Raw genomic sequence first — 25,611 nt, forward strand, 5'->3', positions numbered from 1 at the left:
ACACATAAAATAAAAAGTTTACATTATTGTAACAGAACAGTCTGCATTCCTTACCGTTACAGATATGCGGAGAAATAACAAAAAGAGACCGAATACGATTCCTGTATTCGGTCCAGGGAAATGGCTCTTGGGAGAGAGCCGTGCGCTAAAAGTTGGCATTAATGCAGGCTAATCGCCCTGCCTTATAAGCATAGATGAGTCTCCAGGCTTTGCCAGCCTGCAAGGCTACGATAAATAAAAATCCGCCTTCATAGAAGGCGGTATTGCTTTGATGCCCCAGTGGGGCATACCAAATTTCTTAAAAAAGTCTCTGCCAGTCTGGTGAGATTTAAATCCCAAAACAATAAGGCAGAGCAAAAATCTGTTGATGACGACGCCCATAGGACGTGGTTTTTAGTTGGCAATAAAAAAACAGCCCCATTTGGGGCCATTTATTTATCGAATCCAATAAAGTCACTGGCACAGCCGCTGCGCGCGCGCCATAAATGGCTGAAGATCCTTTTTCTGCCCTTTAACCTGCGGATCGTCAGCCTGAATTGTCACGATAGGTTCACCGCGTGTTTTTCCCGACGCCACCTCTTTTTCCGCCTCGGCATTAAGAGGATATTGCATTAACGTCGCAGGGTTTATCACAAACACCACATTCCCTGGTCGACAGGCTAACATCACTTCTTCCCGGTTAAATGGCCAATTATCCTTTCCGATTTCAAATCGGCTAACGGTAATGATCTGCGGCTTCGCGAACGCAGACCCTGCGACAGTTAATAAAAGTACCGCCAGCGCGCATCTTATCTTCATCATATCTTTTTCTATTATTAAAAAGGTTGCCACGTGGCAAATAGACTAACACATGCAATAGCGCCCATGCCCAGCGCAAACTCCAGTATTGTCATTCGAATAAAATAGCGATGAGCCATATCCGCACATTTAGAGAAGCGCGGGACCAACCAATATCGGTTAACCAGCGCGATGAAAACCATCAACGCCACCAGTCCACACTTAAAGAGAAGCAACTGCACATAGCCGCTTCCCCACGCCGGCGGCCAGCCAGCAATCAATACCGCGTTGGCGATGCCGGCAATAATGACCATAACCACCGCCAAATGGCCATATTGGGAAAAACGTAACATGGCATGCACCGCAGCCCGGCGCCAGCGTGGCTTATTCGCCATCTGCATACCGATCAGTAGCGGCAGTAATCCGCCAATCCACCAGGTAGCGGCCAAAAGGTGCAGGATATCCGTGAGTACCAAAATTCCACCGTGCGCGCCGGAATGCCCGATATCTGCCAATAGTATTATCTGAACGATGCCAATCCATAGTAGCAATAGCGATAAATAGCGTAATGAAATAATGCTAATAACGACCGATATCCAGGCCAGCAGAATTTGCCATATCCATATTTGCCCAAAGTGAGTGCCCACGACAGCGCGCCAAATTGCAGGGTTAATGGTATCTGGCCATCCTTGCCCCATAAGCCCCCCCTGAATGAATAGCATCAGGGTTGCCGCCAGCGCGCTCATGCCTATAACGGGCCTGCCAAAACGGAGTAAGCGGCCTTGCATCACTTTAGCGAACTGCCCATACGTCAGGAAAATCACACTCGCTGCCGCGCCGGTGGTCAGCATCAATGCACCAAAATGGAGAAATCTGAGAACTACATAACTCAGCGCGAGCATATTATTTTATACTGAAGTGGTACTGCCCCTGGGTTTTATGTCCGTCCACGGACACCACGCGCCAGGCAACCTGATACTGACCAGGCGCAAGCTTCGCCTTTAGAGGTACCTGAACGTGCGTATGATGTTCCCCGGAAACGATTAACGCTCCAGTACTAATTTCTTTCTGCCCGGCCCCTGTAATAATGACCCCGCTAAAAGCGCGCTCTACACCTTCGGAGAAAATTAATGTCAGACGATCAGTTTCCGAGGTTACTACGCTATCGGCCGCCGGCCGCTGAGTTACTAAATGGGCATGCGCCAGCGCCACACTCGGAATTCCCCCCAAAAACAGGCTAAAAGCAAGTAGCGCTTTTTTACACATTTTCATCTAAAACATTCCTTTTTATTATCAATCACCCACAAAGCATAACTCCGTCAAACAGTACAAATCCAGCGATATCACGGCGTTCGATGACATAAACACTTGTTATTTTTGATGGTAAACAGTAACGTTTTGCTACTGAATTACGGAGGCCAGAATGAATCATAATCTTGCATTATTACCCCAGGACGAAATGGATAAAATCAATGTTGATCTGGCCGCCGCAGGCGTTGCTTTCAAAGAACGCTATAATATGCCCGTCGTCGCTGAAGCGGTTGAGCGAGAACAACCAGAAGCGCTGCGGTCATGGTTTCGGGAACGGCTCGCCGAGCATCGGCTAGTGTCCGTGAGTTTGTCTCGTCTTCCCTATGAGCCAAAGTCAAAATAACAACAGCAGGTTTCATCACCGACGACAGGAATAAGCAATTCCTCATTTTAAAACCATCACACCAAAGCGACCCATTCATGCTTTGGGCATTTATGCGCGCACAACGTGTAAGATAGAAGGACGTCGTTATGTTGTTATGGAATATTGCTGCTGCACAATACGCCACTCGTTCTGGGGGGATAGGTGCCAATATCGTTCCCCACCTCGATTTTATTGAGCGTGCTGCCAGCGAGAGCGTCGACTTACCCATCTTTCCTGAAGCGTCATTACACGGCGACGATATGCGGGAATGCTGTGAGAATGTACTCCACTCCCCTCTACTGGCACCGCTACAGCAGGCAGCGGTTAAGCACGCAATGACTATTGTCGTCGGGCTGGTGCACAAAGATGCCTGCGGCCAACCCGCCGGCGCGCTCAGTTTTATGCCTGACAATAAGCGTATTTCCTGTTTAAGCCCCCGAGGGGCACACGCTGACTGGTGCTCCCCCATTCCCGGCACCTCGGTTTTAGGTCAGCGTGGGCGAAGTTTTGCAATGGCAGTGCATACGGCCTGCAACGATGAATCGCTGCCGCGTAGCGCGGCGCTTTTGGGCGCAGATCTGTACGTCACCGGACATCGCATTTCTGAAACTAGCTGGCAAAATGACGTTATGTATCTGCAACATTGGGCGCACAAATACAATATGCCCGTGTTAATGGCAAATCAGATTAATGAAAGCGATTCACCGCGCTGCGTCGGGCGAAGCGCCTGCTGGGATGAATTTGGGCAGCTGGTAGTGCGCGCTGAAGCCGGGGAGTTATTGGTCATTGGCAGGCGTCATTCACGAAATGGTTGGCAGGGTGAGGTTATACCTGTGCGCTGACTGAGCCATTCCCGTCACTCTAGCCGCGCACTCACAGTGCGCGGCCTCATCAGCAAACGGCTGGTTAAAATATCTTATGTCAGACAGGGAGCCGGCTGGCGCGATATGGGAAGGGTCTATATTCACTGAGACAGAAGTCGGAATGATTGTGTCGTATAAGGACAAATAAAATCCGATTCATATTAGGATATTGGTATCCAGCGTCACGCTCACTGCGCGTGTTTTTTAGTTAGCGATAGAGCGCCTCAGAGGGCGGCGCGGGTCGACGCCTGCGGGTATGATGTTTTACAAGGCACGCTCTACTGCCTTCTCGCTAACCGAATCTAAGCTTACGGACAGCTTTTACAAAGTAAAATGGCGTTTGGCCTATCGCTCGCTAAACGCCATTTCCGTTATCAACAGCGAAGAGTTATCTGCCCTTAAAAGACATTAATTTTCAGCGCGTTCAACTGCTTCTTTAGCTAACTGCGTAATACGGCTGTAATCCCCGGATTCCAGAGCATCCACTGGCACTAGCCAGGAGCCGCCAATGCACAGTACGCTGCTCAGTGCCAGGTAGTCGCGATAGTTGGCAGGTGAAATCCCACCTGTCGGGCAGAAGCGAACCTGCGGGAATGGCCCGGCAATTGCCTGCAGCGCTTTCACACCGCCATTAGCCTCCGCAGGGAAAAACTTAAATTCGCGCAGCCCATAATCCATCCCGGTCATCAGCTCTGACACGGTGCTAATGCCGGGGATCAGTGGAATGCTTCCCTCAACCGCCGCTTTTAGCAGCGGTTCAGTCAACCCAGGGCTAATAGCGAACTGTGCCCCCGCTTCGGCCACTTGTGCAAGTTGCTGCGGGTTAATGACCGTGCCTGCGCCAACAATAGCTTCAGGCACCTCTTTAGCGATCAGCCGAATCGCCTCCAGCGCGCAATCGGTGCGCAATGTCACCTCCAGCACTCGGACTCCACCAGCGATCAGCGCTTTTGCCATCGGCACCGCATGTTCCAGTTTTTTTACCACGATAACCGGTACTACCGGGCCGGATTTCAGGATCTGTTCTGCGCTTGTTTTCCAGTTTTTCATCAGAGATGTTCTCCCGTAACAATATATCCGTCATTTCGCCTGGACGAAATTTAAAAAGTAATACAGGTCGCCCCCTGCTCCGCGCCGGACAGTTCTTCACGCAGCGCGCTGAACAACTCTCGCCCCGTTCCCGAGCGCTGCGCGCTCAGATCCGGATGATAAGCGTCACGCGCGGCAAGTTCAGCGTCATCAACCAGTAACGCCAGCTCTCCGGTCTGCCCGTTAACGCGAATAATATCGCCATCGCGTACTTTCGCCAGCAGCCCATTATCATAGGCCTCCGGCGTGACGTGAATAGCGGAAGGCACTTTGCCCGAAGCGCCAGACAGGCGGCCATCGGTAACTAATGCAATTTTGAAACAACGGTCCAATAATACACCAAGCGGCGGCATCAGTTTATGCAATTCCGGCATACCGTTCGCTTTTGGTCCTTGATGACGCACTACCACCACACAGTCACGGTCGAGCAGACCGGCTTCGAACGCAGGTACCACATCATGCTGGCTTTCAAATACGACGGCGGGCGCCTCGATAATCTGGTTCTCCACTGGCACCGCAGACGTTTTCATCACTGCACGCCCCAGATTACCACTGAGTACTTTTGTTCCCCCATGCGGTGAAAACGGCGTCTTCAGTGATGCAATAACGTCTTCATCCAGCGATTTTTCTGAGCCTTCGCGCCAGTCCAGTACACCGTTATTTAACCACGGCTCTTTGGTATAACGCCGTAAACCAAAACCAACAACGGTATTCACGTCTTCATGCAACAGGCCGCCTTGCAGCAGTTCGCGCATTAATATCGGTACGCCACCAGCCGCCTGGAAGTAATTGATATCCGCTGGTCCGTTCGGGTACAGACGCGCTAATAGCGGCACTGCCTCTGACAGTTCAGAAAAGTCATCCCAATTAATCACAATGCCGGCCGCCCGCGCCATCGCGACCAAATGCATCGTATGGTTCGTCGACCCGCCGGTTGCCAGTAAAGCCACCATGCCATTGACAACGACCTTCTCGTCAAACAGCTTACCGGATGGCATCCATTCTGTGCCATTCCCCGTTAGACGGGTAACCTGACGCGCCGCGGCGGCGGTTAAGGCTTCGCGTAACGGGGTTCCCGGATGTATGAATGAGGAGCCGGGAAGCTGCATTCCCATAAACTCAATCACCATTTGATTGGTATTCGCAGTGCCGTAAAACGTACAGGTACCGGGTTCATGATAGGAGGCGGCTTCTGCGTCCAGTAGCGCCCGTCGGTCAACTTTGCCCTCGGCATAAAGTTGTCGGATACGTACTTTTTCTTTGTTTGGCAATCCGCTGGTCATGGGGCCAGATGGAATAAACACGGCGGGAAGATGGCCAAAAGAAAGCGCCGCCATCATGAGCCCAGGGACTATTTTGTCGCATACGCCGAGATAAAGCGCGCCGTCAAACATATTATGAGATAGTCCAATGGCCGCAGACATGGCAATCACTTCACGGCTCAGCAGCGATAGCTCCATGCCGTCTTGCCCCTGCGTCACGCCGTCGCACATTGCCGGCACTCCCCCGGCCACCTGACCAATTGCGCCAACTGAATGCAGCGCTTCACGGATTAAGCCGGGATAGTTTTCATAAGGCTGATGCGCAGATAGCATATCGTTATAAGCCGTAATGATACCGATATTATTGCGCAGCATGCTTTTCAGCCCCGCTTTATCTTCCTGCTGGCAGGCGGCAAAACCGTGAGCCAAATTGCCGCAGGCCAGTTCCGCACGGTGTACGGTATTACCCTTGGCCGCCTCAATTCTTGCCAGGTAGGCTTTCCGCGTTGCGCGCGAACGTTCAATAATACGGTTTGTTACGCGTAACAATATTGAGTTCATAAAAGCTCCTTATAATTTATGCTACCCGCCAAAAATCCAGGTTATAAAAATCTTACCACCTACCTCTGAATGCTTTTATACCAGAAGCAGAATCGCTTCAGCTAGTGTAATAAAAAAAACCTCGCCGGTGAATCAATGCGAGGCTTTAATAGAAAAAAATTAGCGAATGGGTGAATCAGATCATGTTACCGGTAAAATAATGATTATTAAATCACATACCAGAGGGTTATCTGTTACTCAAATTCATTCCACGAGCGTCCGTCACGGGTAATCATCGCCACAGAAGCAACCGGCCCCCAGGTGCCAGCCTGGTAAGGTTTAGGCGCATCGTTATCGGCCGCCCAGGCTTCGGTAATAGAATCAACCCATTTCCACGCGGCCTCTACTTCATCCCGGCGCACGAATAGCGCCTGAATACCGCGCATTGTTTCCAGCAGCAGGCGCTCGTATGCATCAGCCAGATGCGTTTGATTAAAGGTTTCTGAATAGCTCAGATCGAGCTTTGTAGTTTGCAAATTATGTTTATGGTCAAGGCCTGGCACTTTGTTCAGGATCTGAATATCCACGCCTTCATCTGGCTGCAGACGAATAGTCAACTTATTATTCGGCAAATCGGTCCATGATTCTTTAAACAGGTTTAACGCCGGGCTTTTAAAATACACCACGACTTCCGAACATTTAGCGGGCAGGCGTTTTCCCGTGCGCAAATAGAATGGAACTCCGGCCCAGCGCCAATTATCAATATCGACGCGAATCGCGACAAATGTTTCCGTACTACTGCTCTTATTTGCCCCTTCCTCTTCAAGATAGCCCGGCACTTTTTTCCCCTGCGCAAAGCCGGAAGTATATTGACCACGAACCGTTTTTTCCCGCACATTAGCGCGATCAATGCGCCGTAATGCCTGTAGCACTTTAACCTTCTCATCGCGGATATGATCGGCGGTTAAATCTGACGGCGGTGCCATAGCAATCATACAAAGTATTTGTAGCAAGTGGTTCTGTACCATATCGCGCATTTGGCCCGCCTGGTCGAAATAGCCCCACCGCCCTTCAATACCGACTTCTTCCGCAACGGTAATCTCAACGTGATCGATTGTGCGATTGTCCCAATTATTGACAAACAGTGAGTTTGCAAACCGCAGCGCCAGGAGATTCAATACCGTTTCTTTACCCAAATAGTGATCGATGCGGTACACCTGAGTTTCGTCAAAAAACTCCCCTACCTGATCGTTAATTTCTTGTGAGGTTTCAAGCGAAGTACCCAGCGGTTTTTCCATAACCACCCGCGCGGGTTTGGTATTTAATTTCGCACTCCCCAGCCCTTTGCAAATGGCTCCAAAGGTGCTGGGCGGCATAGCAAAGTAGTTGATTGTTACGCGATTTTTTTGATCTAACAGTTTTCCAAGGCGAACAAAACCCGCTTTGTCGTTTACATCCAGATTACAGAAATCAAGCCGTGCGCTAAGTTTATCCCACAGCGCTTCGTCAATTTCCTCCTTCATAAAGGTTTCCAACGCTTCCCGTATTACGCCGGTGTACGTTTTTTTATCCCATTCGGCGCGCCCGACGCCAATGATGCGCGTGTCAGGATGGATTTGGCCGGCTTTTTCAAGCTGGTACAATGAAGGCAGCAATTTCCGACGCGCAAGATCGCCCTTTGCGCCAAAAATGACCAGATCGCACGCCTGCGAGGTTTGCGTTTGCGCCATGTTATTCTCCTCGTTGCCACAGCCCCGATTCCCCGGGCTGAATTATCATTTTGTTGGCAGCACTGTACTTCATTTTGTATCAGAATCGGAATACAGCGCGTGCCGTTTGGTAGAGAAACCGAGATTCTGGCGCACGGGCGCCGTCTTTGTATACTTTATAACGTGTTTCCACCCGTCATTATGCTCGCGCATAATACCGTCTTTGTAGCGATTTCGTTAATATCTGCCCTGCCCAGTTTACCTTTAATGAAACGATCGGCCCTTTCACTTAGCCACGATACCGGGCAAGAATATTAGCTCGATCACGTCTCGTAAGACGCACTGATAATAATTCAGGAATAACTTGAAGCGAGTCAAAGAAGCGCTTGCTGAATCGCGCTTTGATAGAAAAACTGTAACTCATGCATACGTTAAGTTACCTTGTCAGTAAGTCGTGGGGCACTATTCATATACGCCTCTTCCCACACGCCTGAAATGTTTCAGCCAATGGAGTATTCAATGTCAAGACGGCTACGCAGAACGAAAATCGTAACCACCCTCGGCCCGGCGACCGATCGCGATAATAACCTTGAAAAGGTTATTGCCGCAGGCGCTAATGTGGTTCGTATGAACTTTTCACACGGTTCAGCCGAAGACCATCTCGCTCGGGCAAACAAAGTTCGTGAAATCGCGGCAAAATTAGGTCGCCACGTTGCTATCTTAGGCGATCTTCAAGGACCAAAAATTCGGGTATCCACATTTAAAGAAGGGAAAGTCTTTTTAAACATTGGCGATAAATTTTTGCTGGATGCCAATCTTGAAAAAGGTGAAGGCGATAAAGAAAAGGTTGGTATTGATTACAAAGGGTTACCTGCAGATGTCGTACCCGGCGATATTTTACTCCTTGACGATGGGCGCGTTCAGTTAAAGGTGCTTGACGTTCAGGGGATGAAGGTATTTACCGAAGTCACCGTCGGCGGTCCGCTTTCTAATAATAAAGGGATTAATAAACTTGGCGGCGGTCTTTCTGCCGAGGCGCTGACTGAAAAAGATAAAGCCGATATTCTTACTGCAGCGAAAATAGGCGTGGACTATCTGGCCGTTTCCTTCCCACGCTGTGGTGAAGATCTTAATTACGCTCGCCAACTCGCCCGCGATGCCGGCTGCGATGCGCATATTGTCGCCAAGGTTGAACGAGCTGAAGCCGTCGCCAGCGATGAGGCTATGGACGATATTATTCTCGCATCGGATGTGGTGATGGTCGCCCGCGGCGACCTGGGCGTAGAAATTGGCGATCCAGAACTGGTGGGTATACAAAAAAACCTTATCCGGCGCGCAAGACGCCTGAACCGCGCAGTGATTACCGCCACGCAGATGATGGAGTCAATGATTACCAACCCAATGCCCACGCGCGCAGAGGTCATGGACGTGGCCAACGCCGTACTTGATGGTTCAGATGCCGTCATGCTTTCAGCGGAAACTGCCGCCGGACAATATCCTTCAGAAACCGTCTCAGCAATGGCGCGCGTTTGTCTGGGCGCAGAAAAAATCCCCAGTCTTAATGTCTCTAAGCACCGCCTTGATATCCAGTTCGATAATGTAGAAGAGGCGATTGCAATGTCTGCCATGTATGCTGCAAATCATACGCGAGACGTTACCGCGATTATTACGATGACAGAATCCGGACGTACCGCTTTAATGACTTCGCGTATCAGTTCCGGCCTCCCGATTTTCGCGATGTCACGACATGAACGCACTCTGAATCTTACTGCGCTATACCGCGGTGTCACCCCCGTTTATTTCGATAGCGAAAACGATGGCGTTGCAGCGGCCCAGGATGCAGTAAACCGCCTGCGCGACAAGGGCTACCTGATGCCAGGCGATCGTGTTATCGTGACTCAGGGAGATGTAATGAGCACCATTGGCAGTACCAATACAGTCCGTTTATTAACCGTTGAATAGAAACTAATAACGTTCATGCGTAATCCGCCGTCTGAAATGTCAGACGGTTTTTAATCCCATTGTTGGCACGCATGGTAAATTTTATATCTACAGATAAAACTGATATATAAAACCATTATTTCTCCTAAATTCTGCCTCGCATACTGAAGCGAAAAGCTGAGTTCACCCTCTTAATGCAGGCGAAAATACCAAGTAAAACTCTCTTATTTAAACTCTCACTCATTAATGCTTAGCGTACATTAATACAGCTCAAAATGCTTACCTGATAAATGATAGGTTAATCAGTCTGAAAGAATTCGAAATATATAAAATGTTACGCGCATAAGTTATCTTTTACGTTATTACCTCAGCGCTAAAACGTTTATTTCTCCCGCATGGAGAAGGTATTCCAGTATTTTACACTCTGTATTTCAAATATATTATTAACTAATTTTCTCATAACATCTTCTTTCATGGGACATTCAACGCGAATCACTGCTTAAAACGCAGCCATAGATATGACTGCATGAACAAAGTGTCATTTTGAATGACATCTATGCAGTTGCCGCCGTCTTCTTCACCGGGAAGAGAAAACGTTTCAGCTTAAAACATCTGCCAGTGGTTATTTTAAATAATTAGCAACCCTAAGACTTTCCAGAAAAGAGAATTTAGGAAAAAATATTTATTATTCCCCTTCTTTAACAGAATCTCTAAGTAGACAGACATCTTGTCTGATTATTATAAATAAACCAGCGCCGTTTTATTCTATATTTCTCTGCGCTTGAGAATTAAATTAGCGCGCCTCATATGAGGCGCGTTCTGGTTATTTATCCTTAGGCCACAAATCATTTCGCTTATAAGGCTGTATTTCTCCCTTAAGCCGCGTTTTCAATAGCTTCAAAATCCATGTGTATTGCTCAGGATGCGGCCCCACGAAAATCTCAACCTCTTCATTCATTCGGCGCGCAATAGTATTATCATCCGCCTGCGCTAAATCATCCATCGGCGGGCGTACATAAATATCCAGACAGTGTGTTTTTCCATTATAGACAGGAAAAAGAGGCACCACGCGCGCCCGGCAGACTTTCATAAGGCGCCCAATAGCGGGCAGCGTCGCTTTATAGGTGCCGAAAAAATCCACAAACTCGCTATGCTCAGCGCCGTGATCCTGATCCGGGAGATAATATCCCCAGTAGCCCTGTCGCACCGAGCTAATAAACGGCTTGATACCATCATTACGGGCATGCATACGACCACCAAAGCGGCGGCGAACGCGGTTCCAGATATAATCAAATAGCATGTTACCCTGATTGTGAAACATCGCTGCCATTTTCTGACCGCCAGCGGCCATCAGCATAGCAGGGATATCGACAGCCCAACCGTGAGGCACAAGGAAAATTACGCGCTCGTTTTGGGCACAGAGCTCATCAATGATAGGCTTACCGTGCCAGCGCACGCGTTTCATCACCCGCTGTGGGTTTCGCACGCCAAGCTCAGCCATCAATGCCATCGCCTGCGGCGCCGTAGTAAACATTCCATCAATGATCGCTTCACGCTGCGGTTCCGCCATCTCAGGGAAGCAATACAATAAGTTAATACGCGCCCGACGACGCGCGCTTTTCGCTACTTTACCTGCAACACGGCCAATAGCGCCAAGCAAAGGATCCCTCACCGCGGGCGGCGTGAGCGCCAGCCCGGCAAATGCAATAACTCCTAGCCAGGAACCCCAATAACGAGGATGTAAAAAGGCGTTTTGAAACCTGGGGATAAATTCGCTTTTTGAGGTTGTTTCTTTTTCCATGCAGTATAAGCCACCGCCAAAGGTTATTACTTCTTCGTTATTATTTTAGCGTTTACCCAATCTAAGAAAAAGAAAAGCCGGCCTTGAAGACCGGCTTTTCATTTATCAAAGGTTAGTCCAAACGCAGCTGCGGCATAACGTCCTTCACCTGAGCCAGATATTCACGGCGATCTTTACCGGCTAAGCCTTCAGAACGCGGAAGTTTGGCTGTTAATGGGTTTACCGCCTGCTGGTTAATCCACACTTCATAATGCAAATGCGGGCCGGTAGAGCGCCCTGTATTGCCGGAAAGCGCAATACGTTCACCCCGTTTCACTTTCTGCCCCGGCTTAACTAACAGTTTTTTCAAATGCATATAGCGCGTTGTATAAGAACGTCCGTGGCGGATTGCAATGTAATATCCCGCTGCACCGCTACGTTTAGCGATAACAACCTCGCCATCGCCCACCGCCATAACAGGCGTTCCCTGAGGCATGGCAAAATCTACGCCGCGATGCGGCGCGATACGCCCTGTAACTGGATTCTGCCGGCGCGGGTTAAAGTTTGACGATACCCGAAACTGACGCTGGGTTGGAAAACGTAAAAAGCCTTTTGCCAGCCCGGAGCCACTGCGATCGTAAAATTTACCATCTTCGGCGCGTATTCCATAGTAATTTTTGCCACTGGCACGAATACGTACACCCAGTAACTGGCTTTGCTCGCGCTTGCCATCCAACATTTCGCGGGACATCAGTACCGCAAATTCATCGCCTTTTTTAAGTTTGCGGAAATCCATTTGCCACTGCATAGCTTTAATTACCGCGTTAATTTCTGTACGCGTCAGGCCAACGTCGCGAGCGCTGGAAACAAAACTTCCGCCGACAGTGCCTTTAATCAGGCTATTCACCCAGTCACCCTGCTGCGTTTCCCGCGTCATCCGAAAAGTATCTCCCGCACGAACATAGGAGCGGGTTTCACGGCGAGACATTTCCCAGGTCAGGCTTTTTAAATCGCCATCATTAGTCAGCGTCCAGGAGAGCTGTTGCCCTATTTTTAGGTTACGCAAATCCCTGTCGACCTGGGCAAGCAGCCCAATTTCGCCCATATCGATACCATACTGATTCAGGATACTGCTAAGCGTATCGCCAGTGGACACGATATATTCGTGTAGGCCAGTGTCAGGAGCAACTTTATCATCAAGTTCGTCCTGGGGAATCGCTTCGTCTTCCTGAACACCCTGATCGATTGGCTCACTGGCCTCAGGAAGCAAGGAACGCATATCATTTTTCCCAAGCTCAATACTCTTCACAATCGGCGAAGCTTCAGGGTGATAAACGTAGGGTCGCCATACGGCGACTGCCAGGGTAAGAACGGTAAGCGACCCTAGCATCACGCGGTGGGGTCGCGGCAAATTATTAAATGCCAGAGCGACAGAGCGGGCTATCTGTTGCACGTATTCACTTCCTCATTAATCTCCTTTCAGGCAGTCGGCATATTGCCCTGCTAGATGGGTCAAGAACTGCATATAGCCGCTCTTGCCTACCGGGATGGTCGTCCCTAGAGGATCCAGCGTACCCATGCGTACCTGTGTTCCTCTGGCCACTGCTTCAATGACCGCCGGCCTGAATTGTGGCTCAGCAAAAACGCATTGCGCTTTATGCTCAACCAACTGTGTTCTAATTTCATGTAAACGCTGCGCGCCAGGCTGGATTTCAGGGTTAACGGTAAAATGACCGAGCGGCGTTAAACCATACTGTTTTTCGTAATATCCATAGGCATCATGAAAAACGTAATACCCCTTCCCCTTAAGCGGTGACAGCACACTGGCGACATGTTTATCCGTTTGCGCTAATTCTGTCTCAAAGTGCAGCAGATTTGCATCCAGTTTGGTCTTACTTTTCGGCATAAGTTCCACTAATTTTTCATGGATTGCAACCGCTGCAAGCCTTGCTATCTCTGGGGAGAGCCAAATATGCAGGTTATACTCACCGTGGTGGTGGTGTTCGTCATTTTTTTTATCGGCGTTCGGGATACTCTCATGATGCGTATCGCCTTTCATGAGTAGAGGATGAACATCATTTAGCATTGAGATAGCCAATGTTTTTTTGCCTTCAAGTCGGGCGACGGGTTTTTGCATGAATGCTTCCATTTCCGGCCCAACCCATACCACTAACTCCGCGTTTTGCAAGCGTTTTATATCCGACGGTCGCAGCGCATAGTCATGTTCTGAAGCGCCATCCGGCAGTAACACTTGGGTGTCGGTGACGCCATCGGCAATTGCCGCAGCGATGAAACCTAAAGGCTTTATTGAGGTAACAACGTCTGCCTGAGCCGTAACGCAAAAACCTCCCCCAAACGCCGTCAGAATACCAGCGCAAAGAAGCGTATTTTTATGTAACATAATGCAACCATCCATCGTAGCGGTTCGAAGAAATGTGATATTATAACATTCGCTACGTTCTGCAATCAGAAATTTATTATGAAAAATCTGGTCACACTGGAAAACATTTCGGTCTCTTTTGGTACCCGCAGCGTATTGTCGAATATTTCTCTTACCCTGACTCCGGGCAAAATATTGACGCTACTGGGTCCAAATGGCGCAGGGAAATCAACGCTGGTACGGGTAGTATTAGGGTTAATTGCACCCGATAAAGGAAGCATTCAACGCAGCGGAAATTTACGCATCGGCTACGTGCCACAAAAACTCTATTTAGATGCAACGCTTCCCTTGACCGTAGAGCGCTTTATGCGACTTCGACCGGGCGTAAAACGCACAGATATTTTACCAGCGCTGCGACGGGTACACGCAGAGCATCTACTCGGCGCTCCCATGCAAAAACTTTCCGGTGGTGAAAATCAACGCGTATTACTGGCCCGCGCGCTGCTCAACGCGCCGCAGTTGCTGGTACTGGATGAGCCTACTCAGGGAGTTGATGTAACCGGACAGCTTGCGTTATACGACCTGATTAATGCTTTACGCCAGGAGCTGGGATGTGCGGTGCTTATGATTTCACACGATTTACATTTGGTGATGGCTAAAACAGACGAAGTCATGTGCCTGAATCACCATATTTGTTGCAGCGGCGCGCCGGAAGTGGTCTCAACGCATCCGCAATTTATTGAGATGTTTGGGCAACGCGGAGCGGAACAAATCGGACTCTATCGGCATCATCATAATCATCGCCATGATTTACAAGGAAAAATAATTTTGCGTAAAGAGGCGAACAGCCATGATTGAACTACTGCTTCCCGGCTGGCTGGCCGGAATCCTGATCGCCTGCGCAGCCGGCCCGCTGGGTGCTTTTGTCGTCTGGCGTCGCATGTCTTATTTCGGCGACACTCTGGCTCACGCCTCGCTCCTTGGCGTCGCATTCGGCCTTATGCTCGACGTGAATCCATTTTGGGCAGTGATTATTGTAACTCTGTTACTGGCGTTAGGGCTGGTCTGGCTGGAAAAGCGGCCGCACCTCGCCATCGATACACTTCTCGGCATTATGGCGCACAGCGCACTTTCGCTAGGGTTAGTCGTGGTCAGTCTAATGGCCAATATTCGTATTGATTTGATGGCTTATTTATTCGGTGATTTGCTGGCTGTTACCCCGGACGATCTTATCGCTATTGCTATTGGCGTCACGGCGGTGGTTGGCATTCTTATCTGGCAGTGGCGTAACCTTCTGTCAATGACCATCAGCCCCGAACTGGCCTTTGTCGACGGGGTAAAATTGCAGCGAGTAAAATTGCTTTTAATGCTGGTCACCGCACTAACTATTGGCGTCGCCATGAAGTTTGTTGGGGCGTTAATTATTACCTCCTTGTTGATTATTCCCGCTGCCGCCGCGCGCCGCTTTGCTCGCACGCCGGAACAAATGGCAGGCAATGCTGTAATTATTGGCATGCTCGCGGTCACGGGGGGGTTGGCATTTTCTGCGCAATGGGACACACCGGCAGGGCCATCTGTCGTTCTGGTTGCCGCGCTGCTTTTTATTATTAGCCTCATTCGCCCTCAAAAAATCTGAAGGACATCATTTATTCTCTGCTCAGCCTTGCAAACAGCATAGGCCGAGCGGAGCAGCAGCTTTAGGGCTATTTCAGGTGTATTTATTACGTATTCTGACGTTAATTAAATGGAATGGCCCCTAAGGATGTACATGTATGCGGCGACGGCGTCGCCGTGAGTATATCTGGCGTCAGATCTATCGCAAAGAGCGGCTCAGCCGGCCACCAAAGTATCATTTTCGACAGCATATCCTGCCGGCAAATCGCATTTACTAACCCGGCAGATAACAACAGCCACTTCTCACCGCTTACGGGGCAGCAGCGTACTAGCGAAAATAAAAATAGCGGTGACCTATCGGGCTCAACGCGCGAATGCTAACTCATTAATCTTACTGTCCGTCACTAAAGTCGTGAACGTTGGAAGGGTTTCATCGCTGATAGCCAGGAGTTTGCTATATGGGCTTTTCGCTTTTGCGCGCTTCGCTTAAATCAGGCCGAAGGCGGAACTATGCCGAAGTGTGTCCAGGCGCGAGGCGTCGCCATGCGCCCGCGCGGTGTGCGCTGTAAAAAACCTTGTTGGATTAAATAAGGTTCCAGAACGTCCTCAATAGTCTCACGCTCTTCGCCAATAGCGGCTGCCAGATTATCTAACCCAACCGGCCCGCCCATAAACTTATCCAATACTGCCAGCAAAAGTTTACGGTCCATATAATCGAAACCCTCCGCGTCAACGTTAAGCATATCCAGGGCCTGCGCGGCAATGTCACCGTTAATCGCGCCATTATGTCGCACCTCGGCAAAATCTCGCACGCGCCGCAACAGGCGGTTCGCAATACGCGGCGTTCCCCGCGCGCGACGCGCCACTTCGAGGGCGCCTTCATCATCCATATCCAGCCCCAGGCAGCCCGCGCTGCGCTGCACGATATGATGCAAATCCGCGACCTGATAAAACTCCAGCCGCTGCACAATGCCAAAGCGGTCGCGCAGTGGAGACGTCAAAGAACCTGCCCGGGTAGTAGCACCGACCAGCGTAAAAGGAGGCAAATCTATCTTGATAGATCGGGCCGCTGGCCCCTCACCTATCATGATATCCAACTGATAGTCTTCCATCGCCGGATATAAAACCTCTTCCACAACGGGCGAAAGGCGGTGAATTTCGTCAATGAATAAAACATCGTGCGGTTCAAGATTGGTAAGCATTGCAGCCAAATCACCCGCCTTTTCCAGCACCGGCCCGGACGTTGTGCGCAAATTAACGCCCATTTCATTAGCGACAATATTCGCAAGCGTTGTTTTACCCAAACCAGGAGGGCCAAAAATCAATAAATGATCGAGCGCATCGCCGCGCAGTTTTGCCGCCTGGATAAAGATTTCCATCTGTGAACGCACCTGCGGCTGCCCCACATATTCAGACAGTAGTTTCGGGCGTATTGCACGGTCAGCCACATCTTCCTGCACGCTAATGTCCGGAGAGACCAGGCGGTCGGCTTCAATCATTGTTTACCTCATAGCGCTGCGCGTAGGGCATCGCGAATCATCGTTTCACTATCGGCGTCACCGCGGGCGACTTTACTTATCATACGGCTGGCTTCCTGTGGCTTATAGCCTAATGCCACCAGCGCCGCAACGGCTTCTGCTTCAGCGTCATCTTTCACCGGGCTTGCCGGGGCGCTAAGCGTGAGGTCCGCGGCCGGCGTGAACAAGTCACCGTGCATACCTTTGAAGCGATCCTTCATCTCGACAACTAAACGCTCTGCGGTTTTCTTACCGATGCCCGGTAATTTAACCAGCGATGCCGGCTCTTCCCGCTCCACCGCATTCACAAACTGCTGGGCGGACATGCCAGACAGTATCGCCAGCGCAAGCTTTGGCCCTACGCCGTTCACTTTTATTAATTCACGGAACAGCGTGCGCTCTTGCTTATTATTAAAGCCAAACAGTAATTGCGCATCTTCACGCACAACAAAATGCGTGAATACCACCGCTTCGCTACCGACATCCGGCAATTCATAAAAGCAGGTCATAGGCATATGGACTTCATATCCTACACCGCCCGCCTCCAGTAACACTAACGGCGGCTGTTTTTCCAGGACAATGCCCCTGAGTCTACCAATCACGTTTTGCTCCTGCGTCAGTACATTTCGACGGGCTTCCCCGGTAATACGGCTAATGCCAGCGCTTATCATATAAAAAAGGCTGGACGCATATCCAGCCTTTTCTTATCGTAACCTGCCGCGCGCCAGATTCAAACGCCCTGCCCCCAGTTGCACAACGTTCTGGCTGAGGTGACAGTGTGTAATCGCAATCGCCAGCGCATCTGCGGCATCTGCCTGCGGATTAGACGGTAATCGCAACAGATTGCGCACCATATGCTGGACCTGGCTTTTTTCCGCGGCACCGGTGCCAACAACGGTCTGCTTCACCTGCCGGGCTGCGTACTCGAATACCGGCAGGCTGCCGTTAACGGCGGCGACAATCGCCACTCCTCGCGCCTGCCCCAGTTTAAGCGCCGAATCCGCATTCTTCGCCATAAACACTTGTTCTATGGCGAAGAAATCGGGCTGAAACTGAGTGATAATTTCCGTAACGCCTGCATAAATCAACTTGAGCCGCGCAGGTAAATCATCCACCCGAGTACGAATGCAGCCGCTGCCCAGATACTGTAGCTGGCGCCCTTCCTGGCGAATCACGCCATAACCGGTAATACGGGAGCCGGGGTCAATGCCAAGGATTATTGCCATTTATTCTCCGGACCCCGTTTCGCGCCGAAGCAAATATCCTCACTACGGCTAATAACGATGACAGCCACCATTATTCCAGCGTGGCCGCTACCTCATCGGAGATTTCGCCGTTGTGGTAAACTTCCTGAACATCATCGCAGTCTTCCAGCATATCAATCAGCCGCAGCAGTTTAGGCGCAGTTTCCGCATCCATGTCCGCCTTGGTTGAAGGGATCATCGCCACTTCCGCCGCTTCGGCCTTCAGCCCCGCAGCGTCCAGCGCGTCTTTAACCGCGCCCATCTCTTCCCACGCGGTGTAAACATCAATAGCACCATCGTCGTAAGAGATAACGTCTTCCGCGCCGGCTTCCAGCGCCGCTTCCATTACGGCATCTTCATCCGCAGCACCTGGCGCAAAGGAGATCACACCTTTTTTACTAAACAGATAGGCGACCGAGCCGTCTGTGCCAAGATTGCCGCCGCATTTGCTAAACGCATGGCGCACTTCAGCAACGGTGCGATTACGGTTATCGCTCAGGCACTCAACCATCACCGCCGTACCGCCAGGGCCGTAGCCTTCATAGATGATGGTTTCCATATTCGCATCGTCATCACCGCCCACCCCGCGCTGAATCGCACGATTAAGGGTATCACGCGTCATATTGTTAGACAGCGCTTTATCTACGGCTGCCCGCAGCCTGGGATTGGACGCGATGTCACCGCCGCCCAAACGCGCGGCGGTCACCAGTTCACGAATAATTTTGGTAAAGATCTTGCCGCGCTTAGCATCCTGCGCCGCTTTACGATGTTTGGTGTTAGCCCATTTACTGTGGCCTGCCATATTTCTCTCCAGAATCGCCATTACAGGCGCAATTAATCACATATTCTTCTATCGCCTGCCGGTTACTCCATGAACGGGTAAGCGCTGCGGCTTCCCGGGCATCGAGCCACCTCCACGCCAGGTGTTCACTAAGGGTAACCGGGCGCTCGTGGGGTAATGCCAGCAAAAACCAGGATTCGGTATTTCGCTGCACTCCCGGCGCGTAGCGATGGCGCAAATGCGCAAAGATTTCAAAATCCACGCGGCGCTGGCAATCGATAAGCGGCAAGTGCTCGCCGTTAATATCGATAGCCACCTCTTCCATGACTTCACGCAGCGCGGTTTGCCGCGGGCTTTCGCCTGCCTCCAGGCTGCCGGTAACCGACTGCCAGAAAGCAGGATCATCGCGCCGCTGCAGCATCAGCACCCGCCCGGTATCCTGAGCATAAATAACTACCAATACCGAAACGGGGCGCTTATAAGGCATATCAGCCGTTCTCGCCTTTTTTCACCACGGTGATACTTAGCTCTTTCAGCGCCGCATCGTTTGCAAAGCTTGGCGCTTCAGTCATCAGACAGGCGGCCGCCGTGGTTTTCGGGAACGCGATAACGTCACGAATGTTATCGGTGCCGGTTAATAGCATTACCAGCCGATCGAGGCCGAAGGCCAAACCGGCGTGCGGCGGCGTGCCGAATTTCAGCGCATCTAACAGAAAGCCAAATTTTTCACGCTGTTCTTGTTCATTAATGCCGAGAATAGCGAATACCGTCTGTTGCATCTCAGTATTATGAATACGTACGGAGCCACCGCCCACCTCATAACCGTTGATTACCATATCGTAAGCGTTGGCAATGGCGGTTTCCGGCTGGGCGTGCAGCTCCGCCGCCGTCATATCGCGCGGCGAGGTGAACGGATGGTGCATTGCGGCCAGGCCGCCTTCGCCGTCTTCTTCAAACATGGGGAAATCGACAACCCACAGCGGCGCCCAGGCGCTTTCATCGGTCAGTTGCAATTCCTTGCCGAGCTTCAAACGCAGCGCGCCTAGCGCATCGGAAACCACGCGCGCTTTATCGGCGCCGAAGAATATAATATCGCCATCTTCTGCCTGAGTGCGCACCAGAATCGCTTCAACGATATTTGCATCTAAAAACTTCGCCACCGGGCTGGTAATGCCTTCAATGCCCGCACTGCGCTGATTGACTTTAATATACGCTAACCCTTTCGCGCCGTAGATTTCCACGAACTTGCCGTAATCATCAATTTGCTTACGACTCAGTTGAGCGCCGCCGGGCACGCGCAGCGCGGCAACGCGCCCCTTCGGGTCGTTAGCCGGCCCGGAGAAAACCTTAAATTCAATCTGCGCCAGAAGATCGGCGACATCGACTAATTCCATCGGGTTACGCAAATCGGGTTTATCAGAGCCGTAGCGGCGGTCTGCTTCGGCGAAGGTCATGACGGGGAACGGGCCTAAATCTACGCCTTTAATTTCCTGCCATAATTGACGCACCATGCTTTCCATCACTGCGCGCACCTGCGGCGCCGTCAGGAAAGAGGTTTCCACATCAATTTGGGTAAATTCCGGCTGACGGTCGGCGCGCAAATCTTCATCGCGAAAACACTTCACGATTTGGTAATAGCGATCGAAGCCGGACATCATCAGCAATTGTTTGAATAACTGCGGAGACTGCGGCAAGGCATAAAATTTACCTTTATGTACCCGGCTTGGCACCAGGTAATCACGAGCGCCCTCCGGCGTCGCTTTGGTCAGCATCGGCGTTTCAATATCCAGGAAGCCGTGGTCATCCATAAAACGACGAACGAAACTGGTAATACGCGCGCGCGTTTTCAAACGCTGGGCCATTTCAGGGCGACGCAGGTCGAGATAACGATACTTGAGGCGCGCTTCTTCTGTATTAACCTGATTCGAGTCCAGCGGCAGCGGTTCCGCACGATTAATAATGGTCAGTTCAGTGGCAAACACTTCTACTTCGCCGGTCGCCATATCGCCGTTGACGTTACGCCCCTCGCGCGCGCGTACCGTGCCGGTTATTTGAATACAGAACTCATTACGCAGCTCGGATGCCAGTTGAAATGCCTCTTCCCGATCCGGATCGAAGAATACCTGCACAATCCCTTCACGATCGCGCATATCGATGAAAATGAGACTCCCGAGATCGCGACGGCGGTTCACCCAACCGCAAAGCGTCACTTGCTGCCCCACGTGGGACAACCGTAGCTGCCCGCAATATTCTGTACGCATGAGATATCCTTTAACTTGCCGCAGGGGCTGGCAGCCTGCTAACAGGCACCGCGACGCGGCTTTATGTCGATTGTCACATTTGATATAAAAAGGCGGGCATTATACTGGAATTTCAACGTTGAGATAAGCCCGAAGCCGCCAGCCGCGCGTTCGCGGCGCGTGTTTTTTCCAAATTTGCCTGCGTTCGCCTCTTTTATTGGCCCAGGTTTCATCTATTCAGCGCATTATTCACACAAAAATTAACAAAAAGTGTAAACCACACTATCGGTTTTACCGGTAAGGTAGCGCCGTTAAATCAAAAGAAAAAGTGTCTACGGAGTCATTATGCTACAGCTCAATGCACAGAAAACCGCACTGGTTGTTATCGATTTGCAGGAAGGTATTTTACCCTTCGCAGGCGGCCCGCACGCGGCCGAAGATGTGGTTGCACGCGCAGCGCGTCTGGCAGAGAAATGTCGCAGCATCGGTTCACCGGTCGCGCTGGTGCGTGTGGGTTGGTCAACCGACTTTGCCGATGCGTTAAAACAGCCGGTAGACGCCCCCGCCCCTGCGAAAGCGCTGCCCGAAGAGTGGTGGCATTATCCCGTCGCGCTTGGCGCACGCGAAAGCGATATTGAAATAACTAAACGCCAGTGGGGCGCATTTTACGGTACGGAACTTGAGCTACAGCTTCGCCGCCGGGGCATAGAAACTATTATTTTGTGTGGTATTTCCACTAATATTGGCGTCGAGTCTACCGCTCGTCACGCCTGGGAACTCGGTTTTAATCTGATTATTGCCGAAGATGCCTGCAGCGCCGCCAGCGCCGAACAGCACCAAAACAGTATGACGCATATTTTCCCCCGCATCGCCCGGATAAGCCGCGTCGATGAAATTGTGAACGCATTATAATCCGTGCTTTATCTCGGCCTGCCGCAGTGGTCTCACCCCGGATGGGGTCGCCTGGGAATAAACAGCCTGGCAGACTACGCGCGTTATTTTAACTGCGTTGAAGGGAACACGACGCTGTACGCACTCCCTTCGCCAGAGCATGTCGCGCGCTGGCGCGATATGACCAGCGATAATTTTCGTTTCTGTTTTAAATTCCCGGCGACTATTTCTCATCAGGCCGGGCTGCGCGACTGCGATGCGCTAGTACAGCAGTTTTTTACCCGTTTATCGCCGCTGGCGCACCGTATTGGGCAATACTGGCTTCAGCTTCCGGCAACGTTCGCTCCCGATAATCTTCCGGCGCTGTTTCAATTCCTGGATAGCCTGCCCGCGGCATTTAGCTATGGCGTGGAGGTGCGTCATCCCGACTTTTTCGCGAAGGGCGAAGCGGAACGCGCGCTTAATCGCGGGCTGCGTGACAGAAAAGTTAACCGCGTGATACTGGATAGCCGCCCTGTACACACATCACCTCCTTCCAGCATCGCCCTGCGGGAAGCCCAGCGTAAAAAGCCCCGGCTGCCGGTTCATGCAATTGCCACCGCGGGTGCGCCGTTAATACGCTTTATCGGTGGCGAAGATGTGGCACTGAATACCCAACTTTTTTCTTCCTGGCTTGAGAAACTTGCGCAATGGGAAAGCGCAGGCTCACCGTGGCTGTTCGTGCATACTCCGGATATCGCCCACGCGCCTGCTTTAATTGATGCGCTATGGCCGCTCTTGCTTTCCCAATTTCCCTCGCTTGGGCCTGCCCCCAAATTTCCTATTCAGGCATCGCTATTTTAGGAATAGCAATAGCGACAGTTGTCGCCCGGCAGTCTATTATGGGGCTGCTATCATTAAGATTTTTCATGGAGACGCTATGGTTAGCGCGCTATATGCCGTATTAGGTGCGTTACTGTTAATTAAATTTTCCTACGACGTCGTTCGCCTGCGCAGAGTGTACCGCGTCTCTTACGGCGACGGCGGATTTACCGAATTGCAAAGCGCAATTCGCGTTCACGGCAACGCCGTAGAATATATTCCCGTCGCAATTCTATTACTGCTATTAATGGAAATGAACGGCGCGGAAACCTGGATGGTGCATATTTGCGGTGGCCTAATGATCGCCGGGCGCCTGATGCACTATTACGGTTTTCATAATCGCCTGGTCCGCTGGCGGCGGCTTGGCATGAATGCAACCTGGGGCGCTCTGCTGCTCATGATCGTTGCAAACCTTAGGTTTATGCCATGGGAGTTGGTTTTCGTCCTCCATTAACGCACAATATCGCCCTTTCGATATTCCGGATTACGCTATGTCTAACCGCGATACGCTATTCTCAGCGCCGATAGATAAACTGGGAGACTGGACGTTCGACGAACGCGTCGCAGAAGTCTTTCCTGATATGATCCAACGTTCGGTGCCTGGTTATTCCAGCATTATTTCTATGATAGGCATGCTCACCGAACGCTTTGTTCAGCCTGCCAGCAATATCTACGATCTTGGCTGTTCGTTAGGTGCAGCTACGCTTTCCATTCGTCGCAATATTGCACATGACGGCTGCCGGATAATCGCCGTGGATAATTCTCCGGCCATGGTTGAACGCTGCCGCCGGCATTTAAGCGCATTTAAGGCCAATACGCCGGTAGAGGTTATCGAAGCTGATATCCGCCACATTGAAATTAAGAATGCGTCGCTGGTGGTACTTAACTTCACGCTTCAATTTTTAGAGCCAGAAGATCGCCAGCAACTTTTGAACAACATTTATCAGGGGCTACGACCCGGCGGTGCGCTGGTGCTTTCAGAAAAATTAAGTTTTGAGGATCAAACCATTGGCGATCTTCTGTTCGATATGCATCACGACTTTAAGCGTGCGAACGGTTACAGCGAACTCGAAATTAGCCAAAAGCGCAGCATGCTGGAAAATGTAATGCTGACGGATTCCATCGAAGCCCATCAGCGGCGGCTGCGCCTCGCAGGATTTGCCCACTCCGGGCTGTGGTTTCAGTGCTTTAATTTTGCTTCGCTGGTCGCCCTAAAACCTGAGGAAACGGCATGACTGAATTCGCCCGCTTCTGGCAGCAAATCACCGTTACGCCTCTGGCCCCCTGGCTTGAAACCGTCCCTGCACTAATTGCGCAGTGGCAGCGTGAAACACGTCACGGCCAGTTCAAAGCCTGGCAAAACACCATTGAGCATCTGCCGCTGATGACGCCATACAGGCTGGATTTACTGCACGGCGTTATTGCTGAAAGTGCATCGCCGTTATCTGAAGGCCAAAAAACCGGCATTACGCGCCTGCTGCACGGCCTCAAGCCCTGGCGCAAAGGGCCATTTTCCCTTTACGGTATCGACATTGATACTGAATGGCGCTCGGATATGAAATGGGAGCGCGTGCTGCCGCACCTCTCGCCGCTCGCGGGGCGCACGATTCTGGACGTGGGCTGCGGCAGCGGCTATCACCTGTGGCGAATGATTGGCGCCGGCGCGCATTTTGCCGTCGGTATCGACCCCACGCCGCTTTTTTTATGTCAGTTTGAAGCGGTGCGTAAACTGTTGGGCAGCGACGACCGCGCGCATTTGTTGCCTTTAGGTATCGAGCAACTTCCGCCGGTGGCCGCGTTTGATACTGTCTTTTCAATGGGCGTGCTCTACCATCGACGCTCCCCGCTGGATCATCTCTGGCAACTCAAAGATCAGCTTGTCAGCGGCGGCGAATTAGTTCTGGAAACGCTGGTTGTGGAAGGCGATGAACAAACCGTGCTGGTGCCGGGCGAGCGCTACGCCGCAATGCGGAATGTCTGGTTTATTCCCTCTGCGCCGGCCATTAAATTATGGCTGGAGAAATGCGGCTTTATCGATGTGCGCATCGTTGACTGCAGCGTAACAACAACGCAGGAGCAGCGGCGTACCACATGGATGGAAACCGAATCGCTGGCGGAGTTTCTTAATCCCCAGGACCCAACCCTTACGCGAGAAGGATACCCGGCCCCCCAGCGCGCCATTATTATCGCCAAAAAACCAGAATAATAGCACCTCCCGGATAGACCAGGCTTAGTGGAATATCCGGTTGTTAGTATCCCGATAATTTATGCGCGATTATTGGTCACTACACTATAGTGACACGCGGAATAAGTGCGCCTAATGTATATATTTAATAGGATGTCCGATGCATAATATTCTGATTAATGTATGCACAGCTATAACAATTAAAGCGGGTAATATTTCTAAACCAATAGCATGAAAATGACATGGTCATACAAAATGGCCA

At 51.0% G+C, this 25,611-nt stretch carries 25 protein-coding genes; 10 read left to right on the forward strand and 15 right to left on the reverse strand.

From position 1 onward, the window contains the following. Positions 1 to 453: 453 nt before the first annotated feature. From SFA31_RS15915 to copC, 3 genes are read right to left on the reverse strand one after another with little or no spacing between them, the layout of a single operon-like run. Positions 454 to 801: a YebY family protein gene (locus tag SFA31_RS15915; protein ID WP_322838867.1), complete on the reverse strand. Its 348-nt coding sequence runs from the start codon at positions 799 to 801 to the stop codon at positions 454 to 456. Between the two features lie 14 nt (positions 802 to 815). Beyond that, positions 816 to 1,679, reverse strand: a complete 864-nt coding sequence (copD, locus tag SFA31_RS15920; RefSeq protein ID WP_322838868.1) for a copper homeostasis membrane protein CopD — start codon at positions 1,677 to 1,679, stop codon at positions 816 to 818. 1 nt (position 1,680) lies between these two features. Then, complete coding sequence (gene copC, locus SFA31_RS15925) at positions 1,681 to 2,049, reverse strand: copper homeostasis periplasmic binding protein CopC (protein WP_322838869.1); 369 nt, start codon at positions 2,047 to 2,049, stop codon at positions 1,681 to 1,683. Between the two features lie 151 nt (positions 2,050 to 2,200). Between copC and SFA31_RS15930 the strand changes: the two genes are divergently transcribed. Beyond that, positions 2,201 to 2,431, forward strand: coding sequence for a DNA polymerase III subunit theta (locus SFA31_RS15930; protein WP_322838870.1), 231 nt, complete (start codon positions 2,201 to 2,203; stop codon positions 2,429 to 2,431). A gap of 128 nt (positions 2,432 to 2,559) precedes the next feature. Continuing rightward, entirely contained in the window at positions 2,560 to 3,294 is a 735-nt protein-coding gene (locus tag SFA31_RS15935) for a carbon-nitrogen hydrolase family protein (protein WP_322838871.1), read from the forward strand. A 429-nt stretch (positions 3,295 to 3,723) separates the two neighbouring features. On the opposite strand, the gene SFA31_RS15940 is transcribed toward SFA31_RS15935, so the two are convergent. The 3 genes from SFA31_RS15940 to zwf all read right to left on the reverse strand — a co-directional run bounded on the left by SFA31_RS15940 (position 3,724) and on the right by zwf (position 7,936). Further along, on the reverse strand, positions 3,724 to 4,365 hold the full coding sequence (locus tag SFA31_RS15940; protein WP_322838872.1) for a bifunctional 4-hydroxy-2-oxoglutarate aldolase/2-dehydro-3-deoxy-phosphogluconate aldolase: 642 nt from the start codon (positions 4,363 to 4,365) through the stop codon (positions 3,724 to 3,726). Positions 4,366 to 4,415: 50 nt separating this feature from the next. Further along, positions 4,416 to 6,227, reverse strand: coding sequence for a phosphogluconate dehydratase (gene edd, locus SFA31_RS15945; RefSeq protein WP_322838873.1), 1,812 nt, complete (start codon positions 6,225 to 6,227; stop codon positions 4,416 to 4,418). 233 nt (positions 6,228 to 6,460) lie between these two features. Next, positions 6,461 to 7,936, reverse strand: coding sequence for a glucose-6-phosphate dehydrogenase (zwf, locus tag SFA31_RS15950; RefSeq protein WP_322838874.1), 1,476 nt, complete (start codon positions 7,934 to 7,936; stop codon positions 6,461 to 6,463). A gap of 498 nt (positions 7,937 to 8,434) precedes the next feature. On the opposite strand from zwf, the gene pyk reads away from it, so the two are divergent. Continuing rightward, positions 8,435 to 9,877 (forward strand): pyruvate kinase, encoded by a 1,443-nt coding sequence (gene pyk, locus SFA31_RS15955; RefSeq protein WP_322838875.1) that lies wholly within the window; start codon positions 8,435 to 8,437, stop codon positions 9,875 to 9,877. A gap of 802 nt (positions 9,878 to 10,679) precedes the next feature. On the opposite strand, the gene lpxM is transcribed toward pyk, so the two are convergent. The 3 genes from lpxM to znuA form a co-directional block, all read right to left on the reverse strand. Further along, positions 10,680 to 11,657 carry a lauroyl-Kdo(2)-lipid IV(A) myristoyltransferase gene (lpxM, locus tag SFA31_RS15960; RefSeq protein WP_322838876.1) on the reverse strand — a complete coding sequence of 326 codons (978 nt, stop codon included), beginning with the start codon at positions 11,655 to 11,657 and terminating at the stop codon, positions 10,680 to 10,682. Between the two features lie 112 nt (positions 11,658 to 11,769). After that, positions 11,770 to 13,089: a murein DD-endopeptidase MepM gene (gene mepM, locus SFA31_RS15965; protein WP_322838877.1), complete on the reverse strand. Its 1,320-nt coding sequence runs from the start codon at positions 13,087 to 13,089 to the stop codon at positions 11,770 to 11,772. 15 nt (positions 13,090 to 13,104) lie between these two features. After that, positions 13,105 to 14,037, reverse strand: coding sequence for a zinc ABC transporter substrate-binding protein ZnuA (gene znuA, locus SFA31_RS15970; RefSeq protein ID WP_322838878.1), 933 nt, complete (start codon positions 14,035 to 14,037; stop codon positions 13,105 to 13,107). A gap of 78 nt (positions 14,038 to 14,115) precedes the next feature. On the opposite strand from znuA, the gene znuC reads away from it, so the two are divergent. After that, on the forward strand, positions 14,116 to 14,874 hold the full coding sequence (gene znuC, locus SFA31_RS15975) for a zinc ABC transporter ATP-binding protein ZnuC (RefSeq protein WP_322838879.1): 759 nt from the start codon (positions 14,116 to 14,118) through the stop codon (positions 14,872 to 14,874). Continuing rightward, the gene (znuB, locus tag SFA31_RS15980; RefSeq protein ID WP_322838880.1) at positions 14,867 to 15,652 is read left to right on the forward strand and encodes a zinc ABC transporter permease subunit ZnuB; all 786 of its coding nucleotides are present in this window, start codon (positions 14,867 to 14,869) and stop codon (positions 15,650 to 15,652) included. Before znuC ends, znuB begins: the two co-directional genes overlap by 8 nt. Positions 15,653 to 16,121: 469 nt before the next feature. Here znuB and ruvB read toward each other — a convergent pair whose 3' ends face one another. The 6 genes from ruvB to aspS all read right to left on the reverse strand — a co-directional run bounded on the left by ruvB (position 16,122) and on the right by aspS (position 21,433). Beyond that, a complete protein-coding gene (gene ruvB / locus SFA31_RS15985; RefSeq protein ID WP_322838881.1) occupies positions 16,122 to 17,129 on the reverse strand; it encodes a Holliday junction branch migration DNA helicase RuvB in 1,008 nt (335 codons plus the stop codon). Between the two features lie 8 nt (positions 17,130 to 17,137). Continuing rightward, positions 17,138 to 17,749, reverse strand: a complete 612-nt coding sequence (gene ruvA, locus SFA31_RS15990) for a Holliday junction branch migration protein RuvA (protein ID WP_322838882.1) — start codon at positions 17,747 to 17,749, stop codon at positions 17,138 to 17,140. A gap of 102 nt (positions 17,750 to 17,851) precedes the next feature. Then, on the reverse strand, positions 17,852 to 18,373 hold the full coding sequence (gene ruvC / locus SFA31_RS15995; protein ID WP_322838883.1) for a crossover junction endodeoxyribonuclease RuvC: 522 nt from the start codon (positions 18,371 to 18,373) through the stop codon (positions 17,852 to 17,854). Between the two features lie 70 nt (positions 18,374 to 18,443). Beyond that, positions 18,444 to 19,193 carry a YebC/PmpR family DNA-binding transcriptional regulator gene (locus tag SFA31_RS16000; RefSeq protein WP_322838884.1) on the reverse strand — a complete coding sequence of 250 codons (750 nt, stop codon included), beginning with the start codon at positions 19,191 to 19,193 and terminating at the stop codon, positions 18,444 to 18,446. Then, positions 19,177 to 19,659, reverse strand: coding sequence for a dihydroneopterin triphosphate diphosphatase (gene nudB, locus SFA31_RS16005; protein ID WP_322838885.1), 483 nt, complete (start codon positions 19,657 to 19,659; stop codon positions 19,177 to 19,179). Before nudB ends, SFA31_RS16000 begins: the two co-directional genes overlap by 17 nt. Before the next feature lies 1 nt (position 19,660). After that, positions 19,661 to 21,433 carry an aspartate--tRNA ligase gene (aspS, locus tag SFA31_RS16010; protein WP_322838886.1) on the reverse strand — a complete coding sequence of 591 codons (1,773 nt, stop codon included), beginning with the start codon at positions 21,431 to 21,433 and terminating at the stop codon, positions 19,661 to 19,663. 324 nt (positions 21,434 to 21,757) lie between these two features. Here aspS and SFA31_RS16015 point away from each other — a divergent pair, with 324 nt between their 5' ends. The 5 genes from SFA31_RS16015 to cmoB all read left to right on the forward strand — a co-directional run bounded on the left by SFA31_RS16015 (position 21,758) and on the right by cmoB (position 25,370). After that, complete coding sequence (locus tag SFA31_RS16015) at positions 21,758 to 22,324, forward strand: hydrolase (protein ID WP_322838887.1); 567 nt, start codon at positions 21,758 to 21,760, stop codon at positions 22,322 to 22,324. 3 nt (positions 22,325 to 22,327) lie between these two features. Then, positions 22,328 to 23,146: a DUF72 domain-containing protein gene (locus SFA31_RS16020; protein WP_322838888.1), complete on the forward strand. Its 819-nt coding sequence runs from the start codon at positions 22,328 to 22,330 to the stop codon at positions 23,144 to 23,146. Positions 23,147 to 23,222: 76 nt separating this feature from the next. Beyond that, on the forward strand, positions 23,223 to 23,618 hold the full coding sequence (locus tag SFA31_RS16025) for an MAPEG family protein (RefSeq protein WP_322838889.1): 396 nt from the start codon (positions 23,223 to 23,225) through the stop codon (positions 23,616 to 23,618). Positions 23,619 to 23,655: 37 nt separating this feature from the next. Continuing rightward, complete coding sequence (gene cmoA, locus SFA31_RS16030; protein WP_322838890.1) at positions 23,656 to 24,399, forward strand: carboxy-S-adenosyl-L-methionine synthase CmoA; 744 nt, start codon at positions 23,656 to 23,658, stop codon at positions 24,397 to 24,399. Next, entirely contained in the window at positions 24,396 to 25,370 is a 975-nt protein-coding gene (gene cmoB / locus SFA31_RS16035; RefSeq protein ID WP_322838891.1) for a tRNA 5-methoxyuridine(34)/uridine 5-oxyacetic acid(34) synthase CmoB, read from the forward strand. Before cmoA ends, cmoB begins: the two co-directional genes overlap by 4 nt. Positions 25,371 to 25,611: the final 241 nt, after the last annotated feature.

Origin of the sequence: Erwinia sp. HR93 (assembly GCF_034555055.1) — a bacterium.
GTDB lineage: Bacteria > Pseudomonadota > Gammaproteobacteria > Enterobacterales > Enterobacteriaceae > Apirhabdus > Apirhabdus apintestini.